General features: G+C 62.2%; 23 protein-coding genes and 1 pseudogene. 12 read left to right on the top strand and 12 right to left on the bottom strand.

Features of this window, described 5'->3' with window-relative positions:
* Positions 1 to 6: 6 nt before the first annotated feature.
* From Q0908_RS06340 to Q0908_RS06375, 7 genes are all read right to left on the bottom strand, one after another.
* Entirely contained in the window at positions 7 to 570 is a 564-nt protein-coding gene (locus tag Q0908_RS06340; RefSeq protein WP_299281990.1) for a DUF4167 domain-containing protein, read from the bottom strand.
* 200 nt (positions 571 to 770) lie between these two features.
* Positions 771 to 1,604 (bottom strand): peptide chain release factor N(5)-glutamine methyltransferase, encoded by an 834-nt coding sequence (gene prmC / locus Q0908_RS06345; protein ID WP_299281992.1) that lies wholly within the window; start codon positions 1,602 to 1,604, stop codon positions 771 to 773.
* Positions 1,601 to 2,650: a peptide chain release factor 1 gene (gene prfA, locus Q0908_RS06350; protein ID WP_299281994.1), complete on the bottom strand. Its 1,050-nt coding sequence runs from the start codon at positions 2,648 to 2,650 to the stop codon at positions 1,601 to 1,603. Before prfA ends, prmC begins: the two co-directional genes overlap by 4 nt.
* A gap of 289 nt (positions 2,651 to 2,939) precedes the next feature.
* Positions 2,940 to 3,353: a DUF1499 domain-containing protein gene (locus Q0908_RS06360; protein ID WP_299281998.1), complete on the bottom strand. Its 414-nt coding sequence runs from the start codon at positions 3,351 to 3,353 to the stop codon at positions 2,940 to 2,942.
* A 49-nt stretch (positions 3,354 to 3,402) separates the two neighbouring features.
* Positions 3,403 to 4,350 carry an agmatinase gene (speB, locus tag Q0908_RS06365; RefSeq protein WP_299281999.1) on the bottom strand — a complete coding sequence of 316 codons (948 nt, stop codon included), beginning with the start codon at positions 4,348 to 4,350 and terminating at the stop codon, positions 3,403 to 3,405.
* Positions 4,340 to 5,308 carry an agmatinase gene (speB, locus tag Q0908_RS06370; protein ID WP_299282000.1) on the bottom strand — a complete coding sequence of 323 codons (969 nt, stop codon included), beginning with the start codon at positions 5,306 to 5,308 and terminating at the stop codon, positions 4,340 to 4,342. Before speB (Q0908_RS06370) ends, speB (Q0908_RS06365) begins: the two co-directional genes overlap by 11 nt.
* Before the next feature lie 47 nt (positions 5,309 to 5,355).
* On the bottom strand, positions 5,356 to 6,519 hold the full coding sequence (locus Q0908_RS06375) for a M20 aminoacylase family protein (RefSeq protein WP_299282002.1): 1,164 nt from the start codon (positions 6,517 to 6,519) through the stop codon (positions 5,356 to 5,358).
* Between the two features lie 30 nt (positions 6,520 to 6,549).
* Here Q0908_RS06375 and mazG point away from each other — a divergent pair, with 30 nt between their 5' ends.
* The 5 genes from mazG to Q0908_RS06400 all read left to right on the top strand — a co-directional run bounded on the left by mazG (position 6,550) and on the right by Q0908_RS06400 (position 10,863).
* Entirely contained in the window at positions 6,550 to 7,404 is an 855-nt protein-coding gene (gene mazG, locus Q0908_RS06380) for a nucleoside triphosphate pyrophosphohydrolase (protein WP_299282003.1), read from the top strand.
* A 129-nt stretch (positions 7,405 to 7,533) separates the two neighbouring features.
* Complete coding sequence (locus Q0908_RS06385; RefSeq protein WP_299282005.1) at positions 7,534 to 8,475, top strand: nucleoside hydrolase; 942 nt, start codon at positions 7,534 to 7,536, stop codon at positions 8,473 to 8,475.
* A complete protein-coding gene (locus Q0908_RS06390; protein WP_299282006.1) occupies positions 8,472 to 8,981 on the top strand; it encodes a GrpB family protein in 510 nt (169 codons plus the stop codon). Before Q0908_RS06385 ends, Q0908_RS06390 begins: the two co-directional genes overlap by 4 nt.
* Complete coding sequence (locus Q0908_RS06395) at positions 8,978 to 9,427, top strand: GNAT family N-acetyltransferase (protein ID WP_299282008.1); 450 nt, start codon at positions 8,978 to 8,980, stop codon at positions 9,425 to 9,427. Before Q0908_RS06390 ends, Q0908_RS06395 begins: the two co-directional genes overlap by 4 nt.
* 32 nt (positions 9,428 to 9,459) lie before the next feature.
* Positions 9,460 to 10,863, top strand: coding sequence for a protein adenylyltransferase SelO (locus Q0908_RS06400; protein ID WP_299282010.1), 1,404 nt, complete (start codon positions 9,460 to 9,462; stop codon positions 10,861 to 10,863).
* Here the strand turns inward: Q0908_RS06400 and Q0908_RS06405 are convergent.
* Positions 10,860 to 11,735, bottom strand: coding sequence for a DMT family transporter (locus Q0908_RS06405; protein ID WP_299282011.1), 876 nt, complete (start codon positions 11,733 to 11,735; stop codon positions 10,860 to 10,862). The genes Q0908_RS06400 and Q0908_RS06405 overlap by 4 nt on opposite strands.
* A gap of 119 nt (positions 11,736 to 11,854) precedes the next feature.
* On the opposite strand from Q0908_RS06405, the gene Q0908_RS06410 reads away from it, so the two are divergent.
* Complete coding sequence (locus Q0908_RS06410; RefSeq protein ID WP_299282012.1) at positions 11,855 to 12,658, top strand: tellurite resistance TerB family protein; 804 nt, start codon at positions 11,855 to 11,857, stop codon at positions 12,656 to 12,658.
* A gap of 70 nt (positions 12,659 to 12,728) precedes the next feature.
* Here the strand turns inward: Q0908_RS06410 and Q0908_RS06415 are convergent, their stop codons facing one another.
* Positions 12,729 to 14,018, bottom strand: coding sequence for a DEAD/DEAH box helicase (locus tag Q0908_RS06415; protein WP_299282014.1), 1,290 nt, complete (start codon positions 14,016 to 14,018; stop codon positions 12,729 to 12,731).
* Between the two features lie 130 nt (positions 14,019 to 14,148).
* On the opposite strand from Q0908_RS06415, the gene Q0908_RS06420 reads away from it, so the two are divergent.
* Positions 14,149 to 14,514, top strand: coding sequence for a Fur family transcriptional regulator (locus tag Q0908_RS06420; protein ID WP_299282016.1), 366 nt, complete (start codon positions 14,149 to 14,151; stop codon positions 14,512 to 14,514).
* Between the two features lie 6 nt (positions 14,515 to 14,520).
* Here the strand turns inward: Q0908_RS06420 and Q0908_RS06425 are convergent, their stop codons facing one another.
* A complete protein-coding gene (locus tag Q0908_RS06425; protein ID WP_299282018.1) occupies positions 14,521 to 15,855 on the bottom strand; it encodes a hypothetical protein in 1,335 nt (444 codons plus the stop codon).
* Positions 15,856 to 16,018: 163 nt separating this feature from the next.
* On the opposite strand from Q0908_RS06425, the gene Q0908_RS06430 reads away from it, so the two are divergent.
* The 4 genes from Q0908_RS06430 (at position 16,019) to Q0908_RS06445 (ending at position 19,066) form a co-directional block, all read left to right on the top strand.
* A complete protein-coding gene (locus tag Q0908_RS06430; protein ID WP_299282020.1) occupies positions 16,019 to 16,906 on the top strand; it encodes a DMT family transporter in 888 nt (295 codons plus the stop codon).
* Between the two features lie 68 nt (positions 16,907 to 16,974).
* Positions 16,975 to 18,249 (top strand): phosphopyruvate hydratase, encoded by a 1,275-nt coding sequence (eno, locus tag Q0908_RS06435; RefSeq protein ID WP_299282022.1) that lies wholly within the window; start codon positions 16,975 to 16,977, stop codon positions 18,247 to 18,249.
* Entirely contained in the window at positions 18,246 to 18,560 is a 315-nt protein-coding gene (locus tag Q0908_RS06440) for a hypothetical protein (RefSeq protein WP_299282024.1), read from the top strand. The genes eno and Q0908_RS06440 overlap by 4 nt, the downstream gene beginning before the upstream one ends.
* On the top strand, positions 18,557 to 19,066 hold the full coding sequence (locus Q0908_RS06445; RefSeq protein ID WP_299282026.1) for a GNAT family N-acetyltransferase: 510 nt from the start codon (positions 18,557 to 18,559) through the stop codon (positions 19,064 to 19,066). The genes Q0908_RS06440 and Q0908_RS06445 overlap by 4 nt, the downstream gene beginning before the upstream one ends.
* Here the strand turns inward: Q0908_RS06445 and Q0908_RS06450 are convergent.
* On the bottom strand, positions 19,054 to 20,100 hold the full coding sequence (locus tag Q0908_RS06450; RefSeq protein WP_299282028.1) for an FAD-dependent oxidoreductase: 1,047 nt from the start codon (positions 20,098 to 20,100) through the stop codon (positions 19,054 to 19,056). The two genes, Q0908_RS06445 and Q0908_RS06450, sit on opposite strands and share 13 nt — an antisense overlap.
* A gap of 40 nt (positions 20,101 to 20,140) precedes the next feature.
* Here Q0908_RS06450 and Q0908_RS06455 point away from each other — a divergent pair.
* Positions 20,141 to 20,556 (top strand): annotated as a pseudogene (locus Q0908_RS06455) (cupin domain-containing protein).
* Here the strand turns inward: Q0908_RS06455 and Q0908_RS06460 are convergent.
* A complete protein-coding gene (locus tag Q0908_RS06460) occupies positions 20,553 to 21,668 on the bottom strand; it encodes an anhydro-N-acetylmuramic acid kinase (RefSeq protein ID WP_299282030.1) in 1,116 nt (371 codons plus the stop codon). The pseudogene Q0908_RS06455 and the gene Q0908_RS06460 sit on opposite strands and share 4 nt — an antisense overlap.
* Between the last annotated feature and the right edge of the window lie 14 nt (positions 21,669 to 21,682).

Consider the following 21,682-nt stretch of genomic DNA (forward strand, 5'->3'; position numbering starts at 1 on the left):
CGCGACTTACTCGGCGGCCTCAGGCGCGCTGCCGCTGTCATCCGAGGAATCAGCGGGCCTGGGCTTGGGTTTGCGCGACCGGGTGCGCTTGGGCTTGGGCTGGCTTTCGGGCGTTTCCACCAGACCGCTGTCACCTTCAGCCTCGTTCACATCCGCCACATCGGGTTGGGGCGCGTTGGCCGGATCAGCAGCGTCGGAGGGCGCATTAGGGCTTGCATTGCCCTCTTGCTCTTGGCGTTGCGCGCGCTCGCGGTCCCGTTCGGCCTGGCGTTCCCGGTTCTGGCGCTCCTGCTCTTCGCGGCGGGCGTCGATTTCCTTTTGCGCCTCGCTGAGCATGCGCATGTAGTGCTCGGCGTGCTGCTGAAAGTTCTCGGTCGCCACCCGGTCGCCCGACAATTGGGAATCGCGGGCCAGCTGGTTGTACTTGTCGATGATTTGCTGCGGTGTGCCGCGCACTTTGCCTTCGGGGCCCGAACTGTCGAACACCCGGTTCACGACGTTGCCGCCGCCGCTATTGTTGTTGCGGTTACGACTGTTCTTGGACCGGGACCGTGATCTCGAAGATTTCATGGATATGTTCAGCTCTCTGGCGTGTTTTATCTGATCTGCCGGGGTGCATCATAAGCACCTCATAGCGAATACGCGGCGATCCTGTGAATGGGACACCGTCGCTGGAAGCATACCAGCAGGCCGGTGTCTGACGCATGAATAAGCACGCCAAAGGCCGCGCGACAAGGGCAAATAGGGTAATTTTATGAATTTTGGGTCGCTTATGCCGGATTTCGCGCAATCAGCACACGATCCCGCCCATCTAGATCCGGCAAGATGACCGTATCACCCCACCCTTCGTCCACGAATATGGCGCGGGTGTCGGGGCCTTGCGTGGACCCGATTTCACACATCACCCGGCCCCGGTGGGTCAGGTAACTGCCGGCAATGGCTGCGATTTCGCGGTAGGCAGACAGCCCGTCGCCTTCATCCGTCAGCGCCATGCGCGGTTCGTGATCGCGCAGTTCGGGCGCCACCTCGTCCATCTCGAACGCTGCAAGGTAGGGCGGATTGGCCACGATCAGATCAAAGCGGCCCTCGACCGGCTCAAACCAATCGCCCTCGAGGATCTGCGCCCGCTCCGCCACACCGTTCAGCACCGCATTGGCGCTCGCCTGCAAACAAGCCGCCTCGCTGAGATCAACGCCAACACCATGGGCCTGATCCCGTTCGGCCAGAAGGGTGACCAGCAGGCAGCCCGACCCCGTGCCCAGATCAAGCACACGCGCAAAGTCCTCGGCCAGCGCCGCCTCGATCAGGGTTTCGGATTCTGGCCGTGGATCAAGCACATCCGCGCTGATCTTAAAGCGACGGCCATAAAACTCACGTTCGCCGATCAGGTGACTTACCGGCACGCGGACAGCGCGCAAAGACACCAGTTGATCATAGCGCTCGGCGATGTCAGGGGCGATATCTTCGGGCGCAATCAGCGTCACGCGCGCAGCATCGACTTGTGCCGCATGGGCGAGCAGCACGCGGGCATCCCGCGCCGGATCAGGCACCCCTGCCGCGCGCAGGCGAGCTGTGGCGGCCACCATCGCCTCGGCGGCCGTCATGTGCCCATCTCGGCCATCAGGCGCGCCTGTGCATCCGCCGTCAGCGCATCAATCACTTCATCCAAATCGCCCTGCATGATCTGATCGAGCTTATAAAGCGTCAGATTGATCCGGTGATCGGTCATCCGCCCTTGCGGAAAATTGTAGGTGCGGATGCGTTCGGAGCGATCGCCCGAGCCGACCTGCGCCGCCCTATCCGCCGAGCGTGCGTCATCCACCCGACTGCGTTCCAGATCATAAAGCCGCGCGCGCAGCACCTGCATGGCTTTGTCGCGGTTGCGGTGCTGGGATTTCTCGGAGCTGGTGACGACGATCCCGGTCGGCAGGTGGGTGATGCGCACGGCTGAGTCGGTGGTGTTCACGTGCTGCCCGCCAGAGCCGGAGGCGCGCATGGTGTCGATGCGAATGTCCCCCGGCGCGATGTCGACATCGACATCCTCAGCCTCGGGCAGCACGGCCACGGTGGCGGCGGATGTGTGGATGCGCCCCCCGCTTTCCGTGGTCGGCACACGCTGCACTCGGTGCACGCCGGATTCGTATTTCATGCGGGCAAAGACATTGTCACCGGTAATGTGGGCCACGACCTCCTTGATCCCACCTAGCTCGGTGGCTTGTTCCTCGATCACATCGAGCTTCCAGCCGCGGCGTTCGGCAAAGCGGGCATACATGCGCAACAGATCGCCTGCGAACAAGGCCGCCTCATCCCCACCCGTCCCGGGCCGTATCTCAAGCATGGCAGGCTTGGCATCAGCGGCATCCTTGGGCAGCAAGGCCAGCTGCAACGCAGCCTCCGCCTCGGGCAGTGCGGCGCGCAGACGGGGCAGTTCTTCCTGCGCCAGTTCGGCCATGTCGGGATCATCCAGCATCGCTTCGGCCTCGGCCATATCCTCGATAATGCGGGAATATGCGGCAATTTGCTCCACCACCGGGCGCAGGTCGGAATATTCCTTGGCGAGCGCCGCAATATCGCCGGTGCCATCAGCCATCGCCGCCTCAAGATATTGAAAGCGTTGGGTGATCTGAACAAGGCGGTCAGCAGGGATCATAACGCGGGTTTGATCCAAGGGGGGGCTTTGGTCAAGGGGGCCGGTGTGCTATATATCGAGCATGAGACGGACAGCCTTTTTCCTCTTCCTGATGGCCAGCCCTGCGCTGGCGGATGTTACCTCACCTTCGGGCAAAACGGTTGAGTGCTATTGCACCGACAAAACCGGCAGCCGCATTGAACTTGGACAGACGATCTGTCTGCAAGTCGACGGGCGTATGTTCACCGCGCAGTGCCAGATGTCACTCAATTCGCCCATGTGGCGCGAGGTTGAAGAGGGATGTATCAGCTCATCCCTGAACAGCCCCCAGCAACCGCTCCAGTCGTTTGCCGTTGACGCCCAGATCTGAGCGGCCAAAGCGCAGGCGGCCAAACATTTTCAGCCGCCCATCGACGTGCTGAACAGTCGTGTAGTCGGGAAAGCCGAAGAACTTTGACCGGGTAACATAGGTGATGTGGTTTTCGGCCACTGAGCCGGCAAAGACCTGCGTGCGGGGCAATGCGCGCGCCGCACGATCAACCTCCGCCAAAGCAGCCGCAGGTGCCTCAACCACGCGAATTGCGCCACCTGTCAGATCACGGTCCTGATCTGCCTCAATCTGAACATGCCAGCGTGCTTCGTCCGCCGGGGCGAACCGGATGTAGGGCACAGCGATCAGAACAAGAACGATAAGAGATACAACAATATACAACACGACCTTCATCCCACCTGATCTTCCTTTTGCAAAAATGCCTCGGTCGGAGGCGCCCGCACTAGCGATACGCGACGCCGGGCAAGATACAAAGCAATTCAAACAGCAGGTTCGCCGCCGTCAGCGCCGTGTTGCCCGATGTGTCATAGGGCGGCGACACCTCGACCAGATCGCAGCCGGTCACGTTCACACCCCGCAAGGCGCGGATGAACTGCATCGCTTGCGGCGTGGTCAACCCACCGATTTCGGGCGTGCCGGTGCCGGGTGCAAAGGCGGGGTCAAGACTGTCGATGTCATAGGAAATGTAGGTCGGCGCATCCCCGATATCGCGCCGGATCTCGGCACCGAGCGCGCTCAGATCACGGCCCCACAACTCGGGCGCAAGGAACTGCTGAAAGCCCCAGCCCGCCGCCTCGGTGAAATCCTCCGCCGAGTATCCTGTGCCGCGCAGACCCACCTGATAGGTCTTGTCGGCCTTGATCAGCCCCTCCTCATAGGCACGGCGAAAAACGGTACCGTGGGTCTCACGCTCCCCAAACATCTCGTCGTTCACGTCCGCATGGGCATCCACATGGACCAACGCCACCGGGCCATGCCGCTTGGCCATCGCGCGCAGGATCGGCAAGGTGATCGAATGGTCTCCCCCAATGGCCACGGGGATCGCGTCGTAGTTTAATATCTCGTCATAACTCTCTGCAATAATGCGAATACTATCCGACAGAGAAAAGGTGTTGATCGCCAGATCACCCACATCCGCCATCTGCAAACTGTCAAAGGGCGCGGCCCCTGTTTGCAGGTTATAGGGCCGGATCATGGCGGATTCGCTGCGCACCTGTTTGGGCCCGAACCGTGTGCCCGACCGCCAGGAGGTGCCAATGTCCATCGGCACGCCCAGAATGGCCACATCCAGCGTTTGCAGAGCATTGGAAAACGGCAAGCGCATGAAGGTGCCCGGCCCCGAAAACCGCGCCAGATCATTGCCGCTGACGGGTTGGTTCTTAGGCGCCATTGCGCAGTCTCCACCCCAGCAAACAGCAGATTTCGGTTGCGACATGGGCCCCCGCGATGGCTGTCGCGCCGGTGGTGTCAAAGGGCGGTGAGACCTCGACCACATCGCCGCCACGAATGTTCACACCCGCAAGCCCACGCAGCAAGGCCGCTGCCTGCGCCGAACTGAGCCCACCCCAAACAGGCGTTCCGGTGCCGGGTGCAAAGGCCGGATCAAGCCCATCAATGTCAAAGCTCAGATAACAGGGGCGATCCCCTACGATCTCGCGCGCCCGCGCGGCGGCCGCCTCGGGTCCGATGCGATGAAACTCGGGCGCATCGATGATGTTGACGCCAAGGGTGTCCTCATTGGTCGTGCGAATGCCAATCTGAACGGAGGTCGCCGGGTCGACGATGCCGGACTTCACGGCCTTGTAAAACATGGTGCCATGATCGACGCGGTCCATGTCATCATCCGGCCACGTATCCGTATGCGCATCAATCTGGATCAGAGAGATTGGTCCGAACTTCTCCGCATAAGCCTTCAGGATCGGGAACGAGATATAATGATCTCCGCCAAGCACAACGCTGGCCACATCCGCCGCCAAAATCTCCGCGATATGGGTCTGCAACGCGCCGGGAAAGGCCGGAATGTCGGCATAGTCAAAGGCCACGTCGCCATAATCCACGATGGCCCGCTCGCTCAGCACATCGAACGGCCAACCATAAGGCGCATCCGGGGCCTGCAAACTTGACGCCTCGCGGATTGCGCGTGGCCCAAGGCGAGTGCCCGGCCGGTTGGTCACCGCCTGATCGAAAGGCACGCCTGTGACGGCGATGTCGACCCCGCTCAGATCCTTGGTATAGCGGCGGCGCAGGAAGGACGTCGCCCCGCCAAAGGTCAACTCAAAGGACGGTCCCCGCAAATCTTCACGGGTGAACGCGTGATCCATCTGCGTCTTTGCATCTTCAAGCGCCATGGGTGTCTTTCATTGTTCCAAAAATATGCAAACGATCCCGCCGCACCCTAACGCACCGGCTGCGCCGTCTCGACCAACCGGGCAAAGAACGATGCCCCGATGGGCGCAATCTCGTCATTGAAATTGTATTTGGGATGGTGGACGCCCGCTCCGTCCCCCTGCCCAAGCATCAAATATGCACCCGGCCGCGCCTCAAGCATGTAGGAAAAATCCTCCGCCCCCATCACGGGGGTGATCGCGTCATCCACGCCCTCTGGCCCCGCCACGTCGGATGCGACCTGCACGGCGAATGCGGCCTTGGCTGCATCGTTGACGGTGGGCGGATAGCCGAACTCGAACTCCAATTCCGCCTCGCATCCATAGGCCGCCGCCGTGCCTGCGACCACCTCTTTCATGCGGGCCACGACCATGGCCTGCACCTCTTTGTCAAAAGTACGGACCGTGCCGTTGATATAGGCGGTCTCGGGGATCACATTGTCGGTGGTGCCGGTGTGGATTTGGGTGGTCGAAATGACCAAAGACCCGGCGGTGTTGTGATTGCGACTGACGATGGTCTGCAACGCGGTAACGATCCCGCAGGCCGCCACAACCGGGTCAACAGTATCGTAGGGGCGCGCCGCATGCCCGCCCTTGCCCGTAACATGAATATGGAACGTATCGGCGGCGGCCATGATCGGCCCCGCCGTTGTGTGAAACTTGCCGAAATCCTTGCCCGGTGCGTTGTGGATCGCATAGACCTCACCGATGTCGAATTGATCCATGATGCCGGCCTGCACCATGACTTCACCACCTCCACCCGCCTCTTCGGCAGGTTGAAAGATCAGCGCGACAGAGCCCGAGAAATTGCGTGTCTCCGCCAGATATTGCGCCGCCCCCAGCAACATCGCCGTATGCCCGTCATGGCCGCAGGCATGCATCTGCCCGGGATGGGTCGATGCATAGGGCACGCCGGTTTCTTCGGTGATTGGCAGCGCATCAAAATCCGCGCGCAGGCCGATGGTGGGGCCGTCCCCCTGCCCTTTGATGATCGCCACAATGCCAGTCTGCGCGATCCCGTCATGGATCGCATCCACCCCGATCTCGTCCAGCCGCGCCTTGATGAAGGCGGACGTCTTGGGACAGTCAAAGGACAACTCAGGAATCGTGTGCAAATGCTGCCGCCACTCTGCCATTTTGGGGCCCAAATCTCCGATACGGTTGATGATCGCCATGGCTGGACTCCTGCATGCGGGATACGTCAGATGTCACAAAACCTGAAAGCACGCGAGGCTGCAATGGGCGACACGCTGATACATGACGAAAGCGCCGGGATTGAACGATTGCTCGAGATCATGCGCCGCCTGCGCGATCCCGGAACGGGCTGTCCCTGGGACATCGAACAAACCTTCCAGACCATCGCCCCCTACACCATCGAAGAAGCCTACGAAGTGGCCGACGCGATCGAGCGGCAGGATTGGGCCGAGCTGGAGGGTGAATTGGGCGATCTGCTGCTGCAATCCGTCTATCACGCGGCCATCGGGGCCGAGGCGGGGCATTTCACATTTCAATCCATAGTGACCAACATTTCCAACAAGATGGTCGCCCGCCACCCGCATGTGTTCGGCGACGAAAGCCGGGACAAATCCGCAGTCCAGCAAACCCGCGATTGGGAGGCGATCAAGGCCAGCGAACGAGCGGGCAAGGCGCAGGCTGGAACGCTGGACGGTGTCGCAACGAACCTGCCCGCTTTGCTGCGCGCGCTCAAGCTGCAAAAGCGGGCGGCGAGGGTTGGGTTTGACTGGCCTGACACCAGCCATGTGCTTGATAAGTTGCAGGAAGAAGCGGCCGAACTGGTCGAGGCCCGCGATACGCTCGACCATGATCAGATGGTCGATGAAATGGGTGATCTGCTGTTTGTGGTGGCCAACCTCGCCCGCCATCTCGACATCGACCCCGAAGAGGCCCTGCGCCGCACCAACGCCAAATTCACGCGCCGCTTTGGCGCGATAGAAGCGGAGCTGGCGACCCGCGGCAAACGCCCCACTGACAGCACGCTCGACGAGATGGACGCGCTGTGGAACGACGCCAAAGCACGTGAGAAATCCGGCCAGGGCTGACCCCGCCCGCCTCGCCGTTACGCCAACGCCCATCGCGCCCACCGTGATCCACGAAAGCCCGCGCCTCGTTCTGGACAAGGGCCGCCAAAGCAGCCACGCTACGCCCAAAATCAACCGTTCGGAGACCATATGGCCCCCCGCAAAATCATCATCGACACAGATCCCGGCCAGGACGACGCCGTCGCCATTCTGCTTGCGCTGGCCAGCCCCGAGGACCTTGAGGTGCTTGGCCTCACGGCCGTTGCGGGCAATGTGCCGCTTGACCTGACATCGAAAAATGCGCGTATTATCTGTGAGTTGGCGGGCAAGGTTGACGTGCCCATCTATGAGGGATGTGACCGCCCGTTGGGTCGCGATCTGGTCACAGCAGAACATGTGCACGGCAAGACGGGGCTGGACGGCCCGGACCTGCCCGACCCGACCATGGCCCTGAAAGACGGGCATGCGGTCGACTACATCATCGACACGATCCGAGAGCAGCCAAGCGGGACGGTCACGCTCTGCCCGCTCGGGCCGCTCACCAACATCGCAACCGCCCTGCGAAAGGCACCCGATATCGCCGAGCGCATCCAGCAGATCGTGCTGATGGGTGGGGCCTATTTCGAGGTGGGCAACATCACCCCCACCGCTGAATTCAACATCTATGTCGATCCGGAAGCCGCTGATATTGTGTTTAAAAGCGGTATCGACATTGTGGTCCTTCCGCTCGATGTGACCCATAAGGCACTGGTGACCAAGCCGCGCAACGACGCCTTTCGCGCGCTGAACACGCCGGTGGGCATTGCGGTGGCGCAGATGACCGATTTTTTCGAACGTTTCGACAAGGAAAAATATGGATCAGCCGGGGCACCGCTGCATGACCCGTGCGTGACCGCCTACCTCATTCAGCCCGATCTGTTCACCGGCCGTTACGTCAATGTCGAGATCGAAACCAGCTCGGAATTGACGCGAGGCATGACGGTTGCGGATTGGTGGGGCGTCACGGATCGCCCCAAGAACGCGACATTCATCGGGGATTTGGATGCGGACGGTTTTTTTGCCCTGCTGACGGACCGATTGGCGCGATTGTGAGCCTTCTGGCTGCCCCCGATCCGGGCTGGCCCGCGCAGGCGGCGAGGTATGCCGATGCGTGGCGCGCCCATGTCGGCGGTCTTGTCGCGGTGCACCACATCGGCTCCACCTCCGTTCCCGGCCTGCCCGCCAAACCGATCATCGATCTTTTGGCGGTCTTGGCCGACGAGGCCGCTGCCGATGCAGCCCGCCCCGATCTGGAAGCCCTGGGGTATGAATGGATGGGCGCCTTTGGGCTGCCGGGACGCCGCTATGTTCGGCTGTCTGATGCCAAAACCGGCGCACGTCGTGTGCATGCCCATGCCTATGTGCAAGGTCACGCGGACATCCGCCGCCATTTGGCCTTTCGCGACGCCTTGCGCGCCAACGCCGCCTTGCGCGCCGCCTACACTTCGGTCAAAGCGTCATGTGCAGCCCGCCATCCCGACGGCGGTGCCGCATATGGGGCCTGCAAATCCGACTGGATCGTCAAGGCCGAAGCCAAAGCGCTGGAGACTTACAAATGAGTGCGGCCCTGACACTTGCCACCCTTGATCATCTGGATCGGCTCTTGCCACTGGTGGCGGCCTTTCACGCGGAACAGGGGATTGAGGTCAGCGACGAGGTACGCCTGGCTGCGGTCGAGCCGTTGCTTGCAGGCATCCCTCACGGAGCCGCTTATCTGATCGGCCCGCCCCGCGCGCCCATTGGCTATATTGTCGTGACCTTTGGCTGGTCTATCGAGTTTGGTGGCATGGACGGGTTCGTGGACGAATTGTTCATCCGCCCCGGCGTCCGCAAACGCGGTATCGCGTCCGAAGTGCTGCTGGCCCTGCCCCGCGCATTGTCCGGCGCGGGCCTCAAGGCGCTGCATCTGGAGGTCGGCCCCGACAACGAGGTCGCACAACGGCTGTATGCCCGCAGCGGTTTCAAATTGCGGGATGGCTATCATCTGATGACCCGCCACCTCTAGCCAGCGGCTCCCTCGGGCCTTATGTCGGGCACATGACTGTGCGCATTCCCTTCGACAATTCCTATGCCACCTTGCCGGAGGTGTTTTTCACCCGGCTGCCGCCCACGCCCGTCTCGGCCCCCGTGACGCTGGCATGGAACGCTGCTCTGGCGGCAGAGCTTGGGATCAGCGGCACCGATCCAAACGTCTTTGCGGGCAATACGGTGCCCGATGGTGCCGCGCCTCTGGCGCAACTTTATGCAGGGCACCAGTTCGGCAACTACAATCCGCAACTAGGTGACGGGCGCGCGGTCCTGCTTGGCGAAGTCATAGATAACAATGGGCTACGTCGCGACATTCAACTGAAAGGTTCCGGCCCGACCCCCTATTCCCGGATGGGTGACGGGCGTGCGTGGCTGGGTCCTGTCTTGCGCGAATATGTCGTCAGCGAGGCGATGCACGCCCTTGGCGTCCCCACCACCCGCGCGCTGGCGGCCATGGCCACGGGCGATCCGGTCTACCGTGAACAGGGCGGTTTGCCCGGTGCGGTGCTGACCCGCATCGCGGCCAGCCATTTGCGGGTCGGCACCTTCCAGGTCTTTGCCCATCGCGGGCACATCGACGAGCTGCGCACCCTTACCGACTACGCCATCGCGCGCCACCACCCGCAGGCGGACGGGCCAATCGGCCTGCTGGCAGCCGTCTGCGCCGCGCAGGCCGAGTTGGTGGCGGCGTGGATGTCAGTTGGCTTTATCCACGGTGTGATGAACACCGACAACTGCACCATCTCGGGCGAAACGATCGACTATGGTCCCTGCGCCTTCATGGATGCCTATGACGAGGCGCGGGTGTTTTCCTCGATCGATCAGATGGGCCGCTATGCCTATGGCAACCAGCCCCGGATCGCGGTGTGGAACATGGCGCAGCTAGCGACCGCGCTGATACAGCTGTTCGACGACAAGGAGGCGGCAGTGGAACAGGCGACGGCCATCGTGCACGCCATGCCCGGCCAGCTTCAGGCCGCGTGGCTGCGCCGCTTTGGTGCAAAGGTTGGGCTGGAGGATGCAAAGGCCACCGATCAGCCACTGATCGAGGACCTGCTGGCACTGATGCAAAAGGACGGCGCGGATTTCACCAATGCCTTTGCCGCCCTTGGTCAACCGGGCGCGCGTGATCAGTTCACCGACCGTGCCGCATTTGATGAATGGGAGGCGCTCTGGCAAAGCCGTGTGGGGCATGAGGCAACGCAGATCATGGCCCACGCCAACCCGCAGATCATCCCGCGCAACCACCCGATCGAGGCGATGATCGAAGCGGCGGTCGCGGGTGACATGGAGCCGTTCGATCGCTTGATGAAGGCATTCGCGCAACCCTATGATGTTGCGCCAGAATATGACGATCTGCGCCGCCCACCCACAGCGCAGGAAATTGTGCCCGCCACCTTCTGCGGCACCTAACGGCGGTTGATCAGCACGAGGCCCACGGCCACCAGCGCAAGGGCGACCCAGATGCTGAGCGTGATCTCTTCGCTCAACAACAGCCAGCCAAGCAGCACCGAAAACACAGGTGAGAGAAAGCTGAACGAGGCGACGCCGGAGGCGGGATAAATCTTCATTAGCCAGAACCAGGCCAGAAAGCCGAAGCTGGCAATGGCGAAGATCTGATAGGCCAGCCCCGCGATGTGGATCGGACGCAGATCGCGGATCAGATCGCCAAAGAACAGCGAGGTGACCAGCAGGAACGGGATCGAGATCACGAGTTGCCACAGGAGTTGCTGCTCGGCCGGGACCTCGCTGAGCGGCGTGACGCGCACGCAGAGCGCAATGCCCGCCCAACACATCGCCGCCAACAGTGACAGCAGATCGCCGAGCAGATGGCCCTGCCCGCCGCTGCGATCCGCGACAGCAATCACAACTCCGGCCATCGCGAGGCCCAGACCAATCAGACGGGTGCGCGACAGACGTTCACCCGGAATCAGGACATGGGCGGCCAGCGCCAGCCACACGGGCATCGAATAGAACAGGATCGACGAGCGTGCGACGGTGGTGAGATCCAACGCATTGAACAGCAGGATGAATTCGGCCGCGAACAGCACGCCCGCCACGATCCCTCCCACCATGCTGGCCCGCGGCAGGTGCAGCGAAATGCCCCGCGCCCGCATCCAGATCAGCAGGACGACGCAGGCCCCGACCGAGCGTAGTGCAGCCATGAACACCGGCTGGAACCCGCCATTGGAGACTTTGACCACGACCTGATTCAGCCCGAAGTTGAGCGCAAAGGCGGTGAGCGCGACTGCTCCGGCAATATCGATATGAGTTTTACGGATCATGGAGCACTTGAGCGTCGCTCAGGTGCCAATGTCAATTCGCCTGCGATAATTCGCACCTCGAAACCGGAACGATGTGTATAGGTGAGAGTTGAGAAATCTTAACACGAAAGGAACATCCGATGAGCTTGATGAGAATGCTGACCAAAGTTGCCATTGGAGTTGCAGTGGCCAAGGGGTCAAAGGCAATCATGAACCGGGGCAAGGGCACGGCGTCCACACAAGGTGGGCTCGGCGGGCTTTTAGGTGGGCTGACCGGCGGATCGCAACCTTCCGGGGGCAGTGGATTGCAGGATATGTTGGGCGGTCTGTTAGGCGGCGGCAAGAGCGGTGGTGCCCCTGGCGGATTAGGTGGGCTGCTGGAAAATCTTGGTAGCGCGCGCGGTCAGAATGGCGGTTTGGGCGGTATGCTGGGCGGACTGGCTGGCGGTGCGGGGGCCGGTGGTCTGTTGGGTGCTTTGGGCGGTGCAGTGGCGCAGCGCCCCGCTGACAACAACGCGAGTTTTGGTGAAGTCCTCAATTCAAACTTCGACCAGACCCCGCAAGATCCCATTGAACCGACAGCCGATCAAGAGGCCGCCGCCGCGCTCATGCTGCGCGCCATGATCCAGGCCGCCAAGTCCGATGGGCAGTTGGACGATGCGGAGCAGGAAAAACTGATGGGGCAATTGGGCGGCGATATCGATGCACAAGAGGCGGCATTCCTGCGCGCCGAAATGGGCAAACCGGTAGATGTGGACGCTTTGGTCGCCGAAGTGCCGCGCGGGATGGGGCCACAGGTCTATGCCATGTCGCTGCTGGCCATCGACCTCGACAGTCAGGCCGAGGCGCAGTACCTGCACAAGTTGGCGCAGGGTCTAGGCATGGACACGGGGGCCGTGAACGATGTACATGACCAGCTTGGGGTGCCGTCGCTCTACACCTGACCCGCGAAAACGCCCGTCGCGCTGTGATCAGAGCGGTGGGCTTTTCGAGCATCTAAGCGACCAATGAAAATCAGCTCGGCGGTGCCTTTGGCTTGGGCTTGCGTCGCCGCCGGCTGCCGGGCTTGGCCCCACCGGGCGCACCGCCTCCGCCGCCACTGCTTGGCCGACCGCCACCCGGACGTCCACGTCCCCGCCCGCGCCCTTGGGGCGGTTTCTTGGGCGTGGTGTCATCGCTCGGCTCCCACGCGCGCCCAGAGGCGACGGGAATGCGGATCTTCATGACCTTCTGGATGTCTTTGAGCAGATCCATCTCGTCAGGTGCACAAAACGCGATGGCAGCCCCGTCCTTGCCCGCCCGCGCGGTGCGCCCGATCCGGTGCACATAGGCTTCGGGTACGTTGGGCAGATCGAAGTTATAGACGTGTTTGACGTCCGGAATGTCGAGGCCCCGCGCGGCCACATCTGTTGCCACCAGCACTTTGATCTCACTCGCCTTGAATGCGGCCAATGCGCGGTCGCGCTGGCCCTGCCGCTTGTTCCCGTGGATCGCGACGGCGGCGTATTTTGCCTTTTCCAGCGCCTTGGTCAGCCGGTCCGCCCCGTGTTTGGTGCGGGTGAAGACCAGCGCGCGTTCCTCGCGGTGCTTGTCCATCAACTCGATCAGCAAGGCCGTCTTTTCAGCCTTGGCGATGAAGTGGACCTCTTGGGTCACTTTGTCCGCTGCTTTGCCGGGCGGCGAGACTTCGATGCGGATCGGGTTGTCAAGGTAGGAGCCTGCGATTTCGGCCATCTGCTTGGGCATGGTGGCCGAAAACAACATGGTCTGGCGGTCATCGCCCATCATCGCGGCAATCTTGCGCAGGTCATGCACAAAACCGAGGTCGAGCATCTGATCTGCCTCGTCCAGCACCAGAAAGCCGGTCTGATCCAGCTTGACCGCACGCCGGTCCACGAGATCGAGCAACCGGCCCGGTGTGGCGACCAGAATATCGACGCCCTTGGACAGGCGCTGGATCTGCGGATTGATGGACACACCGCCCACCACGATCTGCACTTTCATATCCGTGAGCGCGCGCAGCACTTGCGCGATCTGCCCCGCCAATTCGCGGGTGGGTGCCAGCACAAGGCCGCGCGCGGTTTTGGGGGCGGCGCGCCCGCCCTCTTCCATCAGCCGCGAGATCAGCGGGATGCCAAAGGCCGCCGTCTTGCCGGTGCCGGTCTGGGCTAGCCCCATCACATCGCGCCCGTTCATCGCATGCGGAATCGCCTGCGCCTGAATGGGGGTTGGTTGGGTCAAACCCATCTCTGCCACGCGTTTTGCGACGCTTTCGGGCAGGTTCATCATGTCAAAATCACTCATGGCCCCGCAGTGGACCCATCCCCGCTGCGCGTCAACCGCAATTGCCCACCTTCAAAACCTTCGCTACACCAGCCTCATGAGATCAAAGCGCCCAACCATCACCGACCGCAGCGAGGCCAAGGGCCTGCGCATGACCCAGCCCCGGCGGGTGATTGCGCAAGTGCTGGAAGAGTCCGACGATCATCCGGACGTCGAAGAGTTGTACAATCGCGCCAGTGCGGTGGATGCCGGCATTTCGATCGCGACCGTTTATCGCACCGTCAAACTGTTTGAAGAGGCCGGGTTGCTCGACAAGCTGGAATTCGGCGACGGGCGCGCGCGCTATGAAGATGCCGAGCGCGAACATCACGACCACCTGATCGACATGAACTCGGGCGAAGTGATCGAATTTGTCGATGCCGAGATCGAGGCGTTGCAGGAAAAGATCGCGCAAAAGCTGGGTTATGAGCTGCGCGGACACCGGCTGGAACTTTATGGTGTGCCGCGTAAGAAATAGGCGCGTTCAATACGTGTTGCGCTGAAAAAAGACCAAGCCGATATCGGGATGGGCCGTCGCCAGCCCCAGCATCCATGTGGAAAAATCAATCGCCTCGACCCGGTTCACCGCGAGCGACGTATCGCGGATGGCGCATCGCCACAAAAACCCCAGATCTTCGTGTGAGTAGCGGCAGGCGTCGCGATCCCACAGGGCCTTGAGATCGCGCAGGATGTTGTACTGCCCCATCACCTCATCCACCGCCAGAAACCCGGCCATGACTGCAGGAGACGCCGTTGCGTTCGGATTGCTGTCAAGGCGCGCGACGCCGTAGGTCTGTGCCGCTTCCGTCTCGGCAGGCTCAAGAACCAGCTCTGATCCCGCACCAAGGCCCCACAGGTCAGGCGGTGCGCCCGCAGCCTCAAACCAGGCGCGATCGGCCTGCATCAGCTCTCCCATCTCGGCCAGAAATTCGGGGTCGCGCGCATAGGTGCCACAGAGGTGAAAGGCGAATTGGTGGGTGAAGTGCGATGGTACAGACCCGCTTGGCTTGCTGAGCAGGGTCAGTCCGCCACGATCCGCCATCGGCAACTCCTCGGTCATGTCAAAGCGCGTTTCCCAAGCGGCTGTGGCATCACCCGGCTGGTCGATTTCATCCTCGTAACGGGCGGCCATGCAAGGCAACAACGCGTATTCGTCAAAGGGAATCGTGGCGACATTTTCAGTGGGCACCTCATCGACCCCGTAAAAGATCAGGTGGATCGAGCCGCGCTTGGGATTGCGCACCGCCGTGCGCCAATCGACCGAGGACACAAGGCGCGCGGCCAGATCGGCGGCTTCGGGGACAGGTGTGCCCTGCGTTTCAGCCTGCCGGCGCAGATGGTTGCTCAGAATCGCGGCCCCTGCGGCCAGAATGGCGGTGTCGATGGTCGAAAACTTGTCCGGGTTCCAGTCCGGCACCGCACCGGTGCGCGCATCAAACCAGTGGCGATACCAGCCGGACTTCGACCGCTCGGTCGTGAACGGGCTGCCCTCGACCTCTCCCAGCAAATGGCGCAGCGTCACTTCGGCCTTGGCGCTCGCATCCGGGATCAGGCCCAACTGATCGCCAAGGGCCAAGCTGATCAACCCCATGCCCGTCGCCGCAGTTGAGGACAGCGGTTCGGGCGCGGCCCCACCCAAACGCAGCGCATCCAGATATTGCCCCGTCTCTGGCACCCGGAAATGCTGATCATAAAGCAGGATCGCATCGATCAGCCGCGCACTGGCAAAGGCCTTGAGCTCTGCGCGTTCTTCACTGTCGGCCTGTGCGCCCAAGGCAGTCAGGCAAGTCATCATGGCGGCAACAAGAAAGCGTGTCATAGGAACCTTTCGCATGGACGGGCCCGGCAAAGGGCGGGCAAAGGCACGGGCAGGGAATCAATGGCGCAGGCCACCTTACGACGTTAGCGCGAAATGGGCGGCTGTCGCTCTTCACAGCCCTGTGCTATCGCCTCAAAAACACGTGACCCAAAGCGGAAACCCCTTGCCCCTCTTGTCCCTCAATCTGCGCGGCGCGATTGTCATGGTGTTGGCGATGCTGGGGTTTGCCGTCGAGGACGCAATGATCAAGCTGTTGGCGGGGGCCTTGCCTGTAGGGCAGATCATTGGGTTGCTCGGGGCTGGCGGCGCAGTTGTGTTCGCGATCCTGTGCCGCAGTCGGGGCCAGCGCCTGTGGGATAACGGGTTTCTAGAGCCAGCAATCCTGCTGCGCAACGGCGCGGAGTTGGTTGGCACCTTGGGGTTTGTCACAGCCATTGCGCTCATCCCGCTGTCGACCGCGTCAGCCATTTTGCAGGCCGCCCCTCTGCTCGTGACGCTTGGGGCCGCGACGTTCCTGGGCGAGCCTGTGGGCTGGCGGCGGTGGGCGGCCATCCTGGTCGGCTTTGGCGGCGTGCTGTTGATCATCCGGCCCGGCACTGACGGCTTTGACTGGCTGTCGCTTTTTGCGGTCCAGGGGGTTCTTGGTCTTGCCATTCGAGACCTTGCAACACGGCGGGTCGCAGCGACCGTCAGCTCGCTGCAACTGAGTTTTATGGCGTTTTTGATGCTGATCCCCGCCTCCGCTATCTTGCTGGCGCTCGGGGGCGTCGCCCCGGTAGCGATGACGATCAGCCAGACCGGGTTGATCGGTGCCGCCGTTCTGATCGGGGCAGTGGCTTACTATGGCATCACCTATGCGATGCGGGTGGGTGAAATCAGCTTTGTCACCCCGTTTCGCTATTCGCGCATGATCTTTGCGCTGATCATCGGAATGGCAATCTTTGGTGAAGACCCTGACCACCTGACGCTGATGGGTGCGGCCATCATTATCGCCTCGGGGCTTTACACCTTGTGGCGCGAACAGGTCGTAAAATCCGCCCCGCCCGCGTAAACACCCTTTTGTTGGCGCTGCCGTAACGGTACATGCAGGGGCAAGTTTCAAGTCAAAGGAGTCCTCCCATGAGCACGATCATCGACATTCACGCCCGCGAAATCCTCGACAGCCGGGGCAATCCCACCGTCGAGGTCGACGTGACCCTCGAAGACGGGACCATGGGGCGCGCTGCCGTGCCATCCGGTGCCTCCACAGGCGCGCACGAGGCGGTCGAAAAGCGCGATGGGGACAAAGCCCGCTACAAGGGCAAGGGTGTTCTTGAGGCAGTCACAGCCGTCAATGGCGAAATCGCCGAGGCGCTGGTGGGCATCGACGCCACCGAACAGGTCGAACTGGACGCCGCAATGATCGAACTGGACGGCACGCCAAACAAGGCGCGCCTTGGGGCCAACGCGATCCTTGGTGTGTCGCTGGCCGCAGCCAAGGCCGCCGCCGAATGGACGCAACAGCCGCTTTATCGCTATGTCGGTGGCACCTCGGCCCGCATGCTGCCCGTGCCCATGATGAACATTATCAACGGCGGAGAACATGCTGATAACCCTATCGATATTCAGGAATTCATGATCATGCCGGTCGCCGCGAATAGCATCCGCGAAGCGGTGCGCATGGGCTCCGAAGTGTTCCACACCCTCAAGAAAGAATTGACCGACGCGGGTCTGTCCACAGGCATCGGTGACGAAGGCGGCTTTGCGCCCAACATCAGTTCCACCCGCGACGCGCTCGACTTCATCCTGAAATCCATCGAAAAGGCGGGCTACACGCCGGGCGAAGACATCTATCTGGCACTTGATTGCGCGGCCACAGAATACTTCAAGGATGGCAAATATGTACTTGCAGGTGAAGACAAATCCTTCACGTCCGAGGAAAACGCGCGCTACCTCGCAGCACTGGTCAACGACTATCCGATCATCTCGATAGAGGACGGCATGGACGAGGATGATTGGGACGGCTGGAAGGCCCTGACCGACATGATCGGCGACAAGGTGCAACTGGTAGGCGACGATCTGTTCGTGACCAATCCCGCACGGCTGGCCATGGGGATCGAACGCGGCTGCGCCAACTCGATGCTGGTAAAAGTCAACCAGATCGGGACGTTGACGGAAACTCTTAAAGCCGTTGACATGGCCCATCGCGCCCGCTTCACCAATGTGATGTCCCACAGGTCAGGTGAGACGGAGGATGCCACCATCGCCGACCTCGCCGTCGCTACGAACTGCGGTCAGATCAAGACCGGATCGCTGGCGCGCTCGGACCGGCTGGCCAAGTACAACCAGTTGATCCGCATCGAAGAGATGCTGGGCGAAAGCGCGGAATATGCAGGCCGCTCGATCCTGAAATGAGGCCGAGATCGCTGGCTGTGATCTGTGCGGGGCTGGTCGTTTTGACCGGGCCCGCAAATGCGCAGGATGCGGCCACGACGTGCGCCAGGATGCGGGCTGAAGATCGCATTGGCGCGGTCTCGGTCGCGCAGTGCAGGTGCTGGTATTCTGTCGCCGAACAGGTGCTGGACGATGACATACGGGGGCTGATCTTTGATGCGTGGTATACGGGCCGCGACAACATGGCGTTGATGGAACAGATCAGACCTCGGGCACGTGTGCGCCGCCAGTTGAACACCATGGCGCAGGCCATTGATAAGTATTGCCAATGACTATTTCGATACGCTCCGCCACCTTTGCGGATGCGCCCACAATCGCGCGGCTGTGCTGGGCCTACCGAGACCTGCTGGCAGAGCGCGCTCGCGACATCCCCGGCATCGTCGACACCTATTATGGCGCGGACAGCTACGCCGCTCTGATTGACGATCTGCCGCGCATCCACGCACGTCCAAAAGGTGACATTCTGCTGGCCGAGGCGGACGGCACCGTTGTGGGCTGTGCGATGTATTATCCGCTTGCGGCCCACGGCGTGACCGAGATCAAGCGCGTGTTCGTGGACCCCGCCGCACGCGGCACCGGCGCTGGCCGCGCTCTGCTACAAGCCGCCTTGGAGGGCGCGCGCGGCGATGGGTACACCCGCGCCGTGCTCGACACGATTGCGCCGCTGACCGAGGCCATTGCGCTTTATGATCGGATGGGGTTTGCGCCCTGCGCGCCGTTTTATGAGCCTGACCCAGACTTTGCCCCGCATCTGCGGTTCTTTGATCACCCGCTTTGAAAGCGGCCCGGATCAAAGGGTGCGGCCAAGGCGGTCTGCGCGTTGCTCAGCCCTTGGTCGAGGATTTGTGCGCCTAAGAGTTCGGCGGTGATCGGGGCCAGCGTTACCCCTGAATGCATGACCGCCGCGAACAGACCGTCGAGGCCGCAAGGGCCAAAGACCGGCAAACCGTCCTGTGGCACCGGACGGTCGGCCAGCATTACCTGATCCCACCACAGGTCCACATCGCCAAGCACGGCGCGCACCCGCCCAAGCGTGGCATCGGCCAGCGCGTCGAGCGGCGCTGGCGGGGCCTCGACATCGTCGCTTTGATGCTGCGCCGCGCCCGGTGCCCAGATGTGACCCGCCGCGTCCTGTCGCAACTCCTGACCCGGTGCCACGAGGATATGGTGCAACAAGGGCGCAACCGGCGCGGTGCGCACCATCACGCCCGGACGCTTGAGCATCGGCAGTTCCACACCGACAGAGGCCAGCAGCCCCGGACTGCCAATGCCTGCTGCCACGACAACCCGGTCGGCGGCCAACACGCCCTGCGCCGTCTCGACCCCCGTTACCTGCCCGGCGTGATATGCAATGCCAAGCGCCCTCACGCCGCTGATCCGGCGCACGCCGAGCAACAGATGTTGGGTTGTTTCAACGGGGGCCGCGATCCCCTCGGTCGCGTAATGCAATGCGCGTTCGGGGACGGCTATGTGCGGTTCCAACTGCGCGAACTGCGTCGCATCCACTTCCGAAATGTCATAACCGAGATCCTCAAGTTTTTGTTTTTGCGCGTCAAAATCTGCGCCCTCATCTTCCCACGCCAGACACCCCGTCCACGTCACGCAGCCGCCCAAACGTTTCCACGCCTCAATCCCCTCAGCGCGCAGTGCAAAGTGGTCGGGGTTCAGAAAGTAGCTGGCGTTGACCCACCCAAAGGAGGCCGCGGTCGCCCCGCCACCACCCTCAAGCACGGTCACATCCGCGCCGCCTTCGACAAGATGCCGGGCCAGCGCCGCGCCTATGATTCCACCCCCGATGATGATCACCCGCATCGCGCTTGTCCTCCTGCTTGCGCCACCCTACCCTCGTCCCATGACCGCGCAAGAGATCATTGACCGGCTGGACTTGCAGCCCCATCCCGAAGGTGGCCACTACCGCCAGACATGGGCCGCCACGAATGAAGGCCGCCCTGTCGGGACTTGCATCTATTTCCTGCTCAGAGAAGGTGAGGCCAGTCACTGGCACACCGTGGATGCCACCGAAATCTGGCTGTTTCACGCCGGTGCGCCGCTGATCCTGTCGCTGAGCGCGACGGGGGCCGGCCCGGCAACGGATCACGTGTTGAGCCCTGATCTGGATGCCGGTGCACCGCAGATCATCGTGCCCGAAGGCCATTGGCAGGCCGCACGCAGCACAGGTGAGTGGACATTGGTCAGTTGCACCGTCTCGCCAGGATTTCAGTTTGACGGGTTTAACTTGGCCCCGAAGGCTTTGATATTCCGCGTTAAGGCAGGCTGAGCGTGCCACCCCCGACGGCGGCCCGCACGCCGGTCGTCCCGGGGCATGAAGTCGGCAGGCCCCGCGCCACCCGGACCGCGAGATAGGCAAAGGCCTGCGCCTCGAGCATGTCACCGTCCAAGCCCACCGCCTCGACCGGGGCGACGGGACAGTCGAGCGACACGTCCAGCATCCGCATCAGCACGGGGTTGTGGCGGCCCCCACCTGTGACCAGCACGCGGGTTGGCGGGCTTGGGCAATGTTGCATCGCCTCGGCCACACCGGCGGCGCACATGGCTGTAAGCGTAGCGGCGGCATCTGCATCGCTCAACTCATTTACCAGCCCAATCATTTCTGCAAAATCGTTCCGGTCCAATGACTTGGGCGGCATTCGTGAGAAATAGCTCTCGGCCAAAAACAACTCGAGCGCGCCGGTTTCGACAGTCCCTTTGGCTGCGATCCGGCCATCCTTGTCATAAGGCTGCCCGAGACGTTTGTGGACAAGATCATTGACTGGCGCATTGGCCGGGCCGGTGTCGAAGGCCAGCAGGGCACCGTCCTGTTCCGGTTTCGCGTAGCTCGGATCGACCCAGGTGATGTTGCCGACCCCGCCCAGATTGAGAAAGGCGACCGGCCCTGTCGCCCCGATCCATTTGGCGCAGGCAAAATGGAAGAACGGGGCCAGCGGCGCACCCTCACCGCCCAATTGCACATCCGCGTTGCGGAAATCCCAGACCACGGGCACACCAAGACTGTGGGCCAGCGCGGCCCCCTCGCCCAGTTGCAACGTGCCTTGCTGGCGCGGCGCGTGGGCGACCGTCTGCCCGTGGAAGCCGACCAGATCGATGTCGTTGAACGCGTCTAAAACTTCGGCATGCGCGCGCATCACCACATCCGTTGCAGGCTCAAGCGTGTCCCCGTGCCACTGCCCAAGGGCCGCACGCAGGGTGGTTTGTTCAGCCTCTGAATAGGGTCGGAAATCGCTTGGGCCGAAGCCGTGGATGTCCACCCCGTCGGTTTCGAGAACGGCCGCGTCGACCCCGTCCAGCGACGTGCCGGACATCGCGCCAAGTGCGCGGATCACGCGGCCCTTTTCCCGCACCTTTTCGGCGACCTTATCCATGGTCTTTTCCTTTG

Source organism: uncultured Tateyamaria sp., from assembly GCF_947494755.1.
In the GTDB taxonomy this organism is placed as follows: Bacteria; Pseudomonadota; Alphaproteobacteria; order Rhodobacterales; family Rhodobacteraceae; genus Tateyamaria.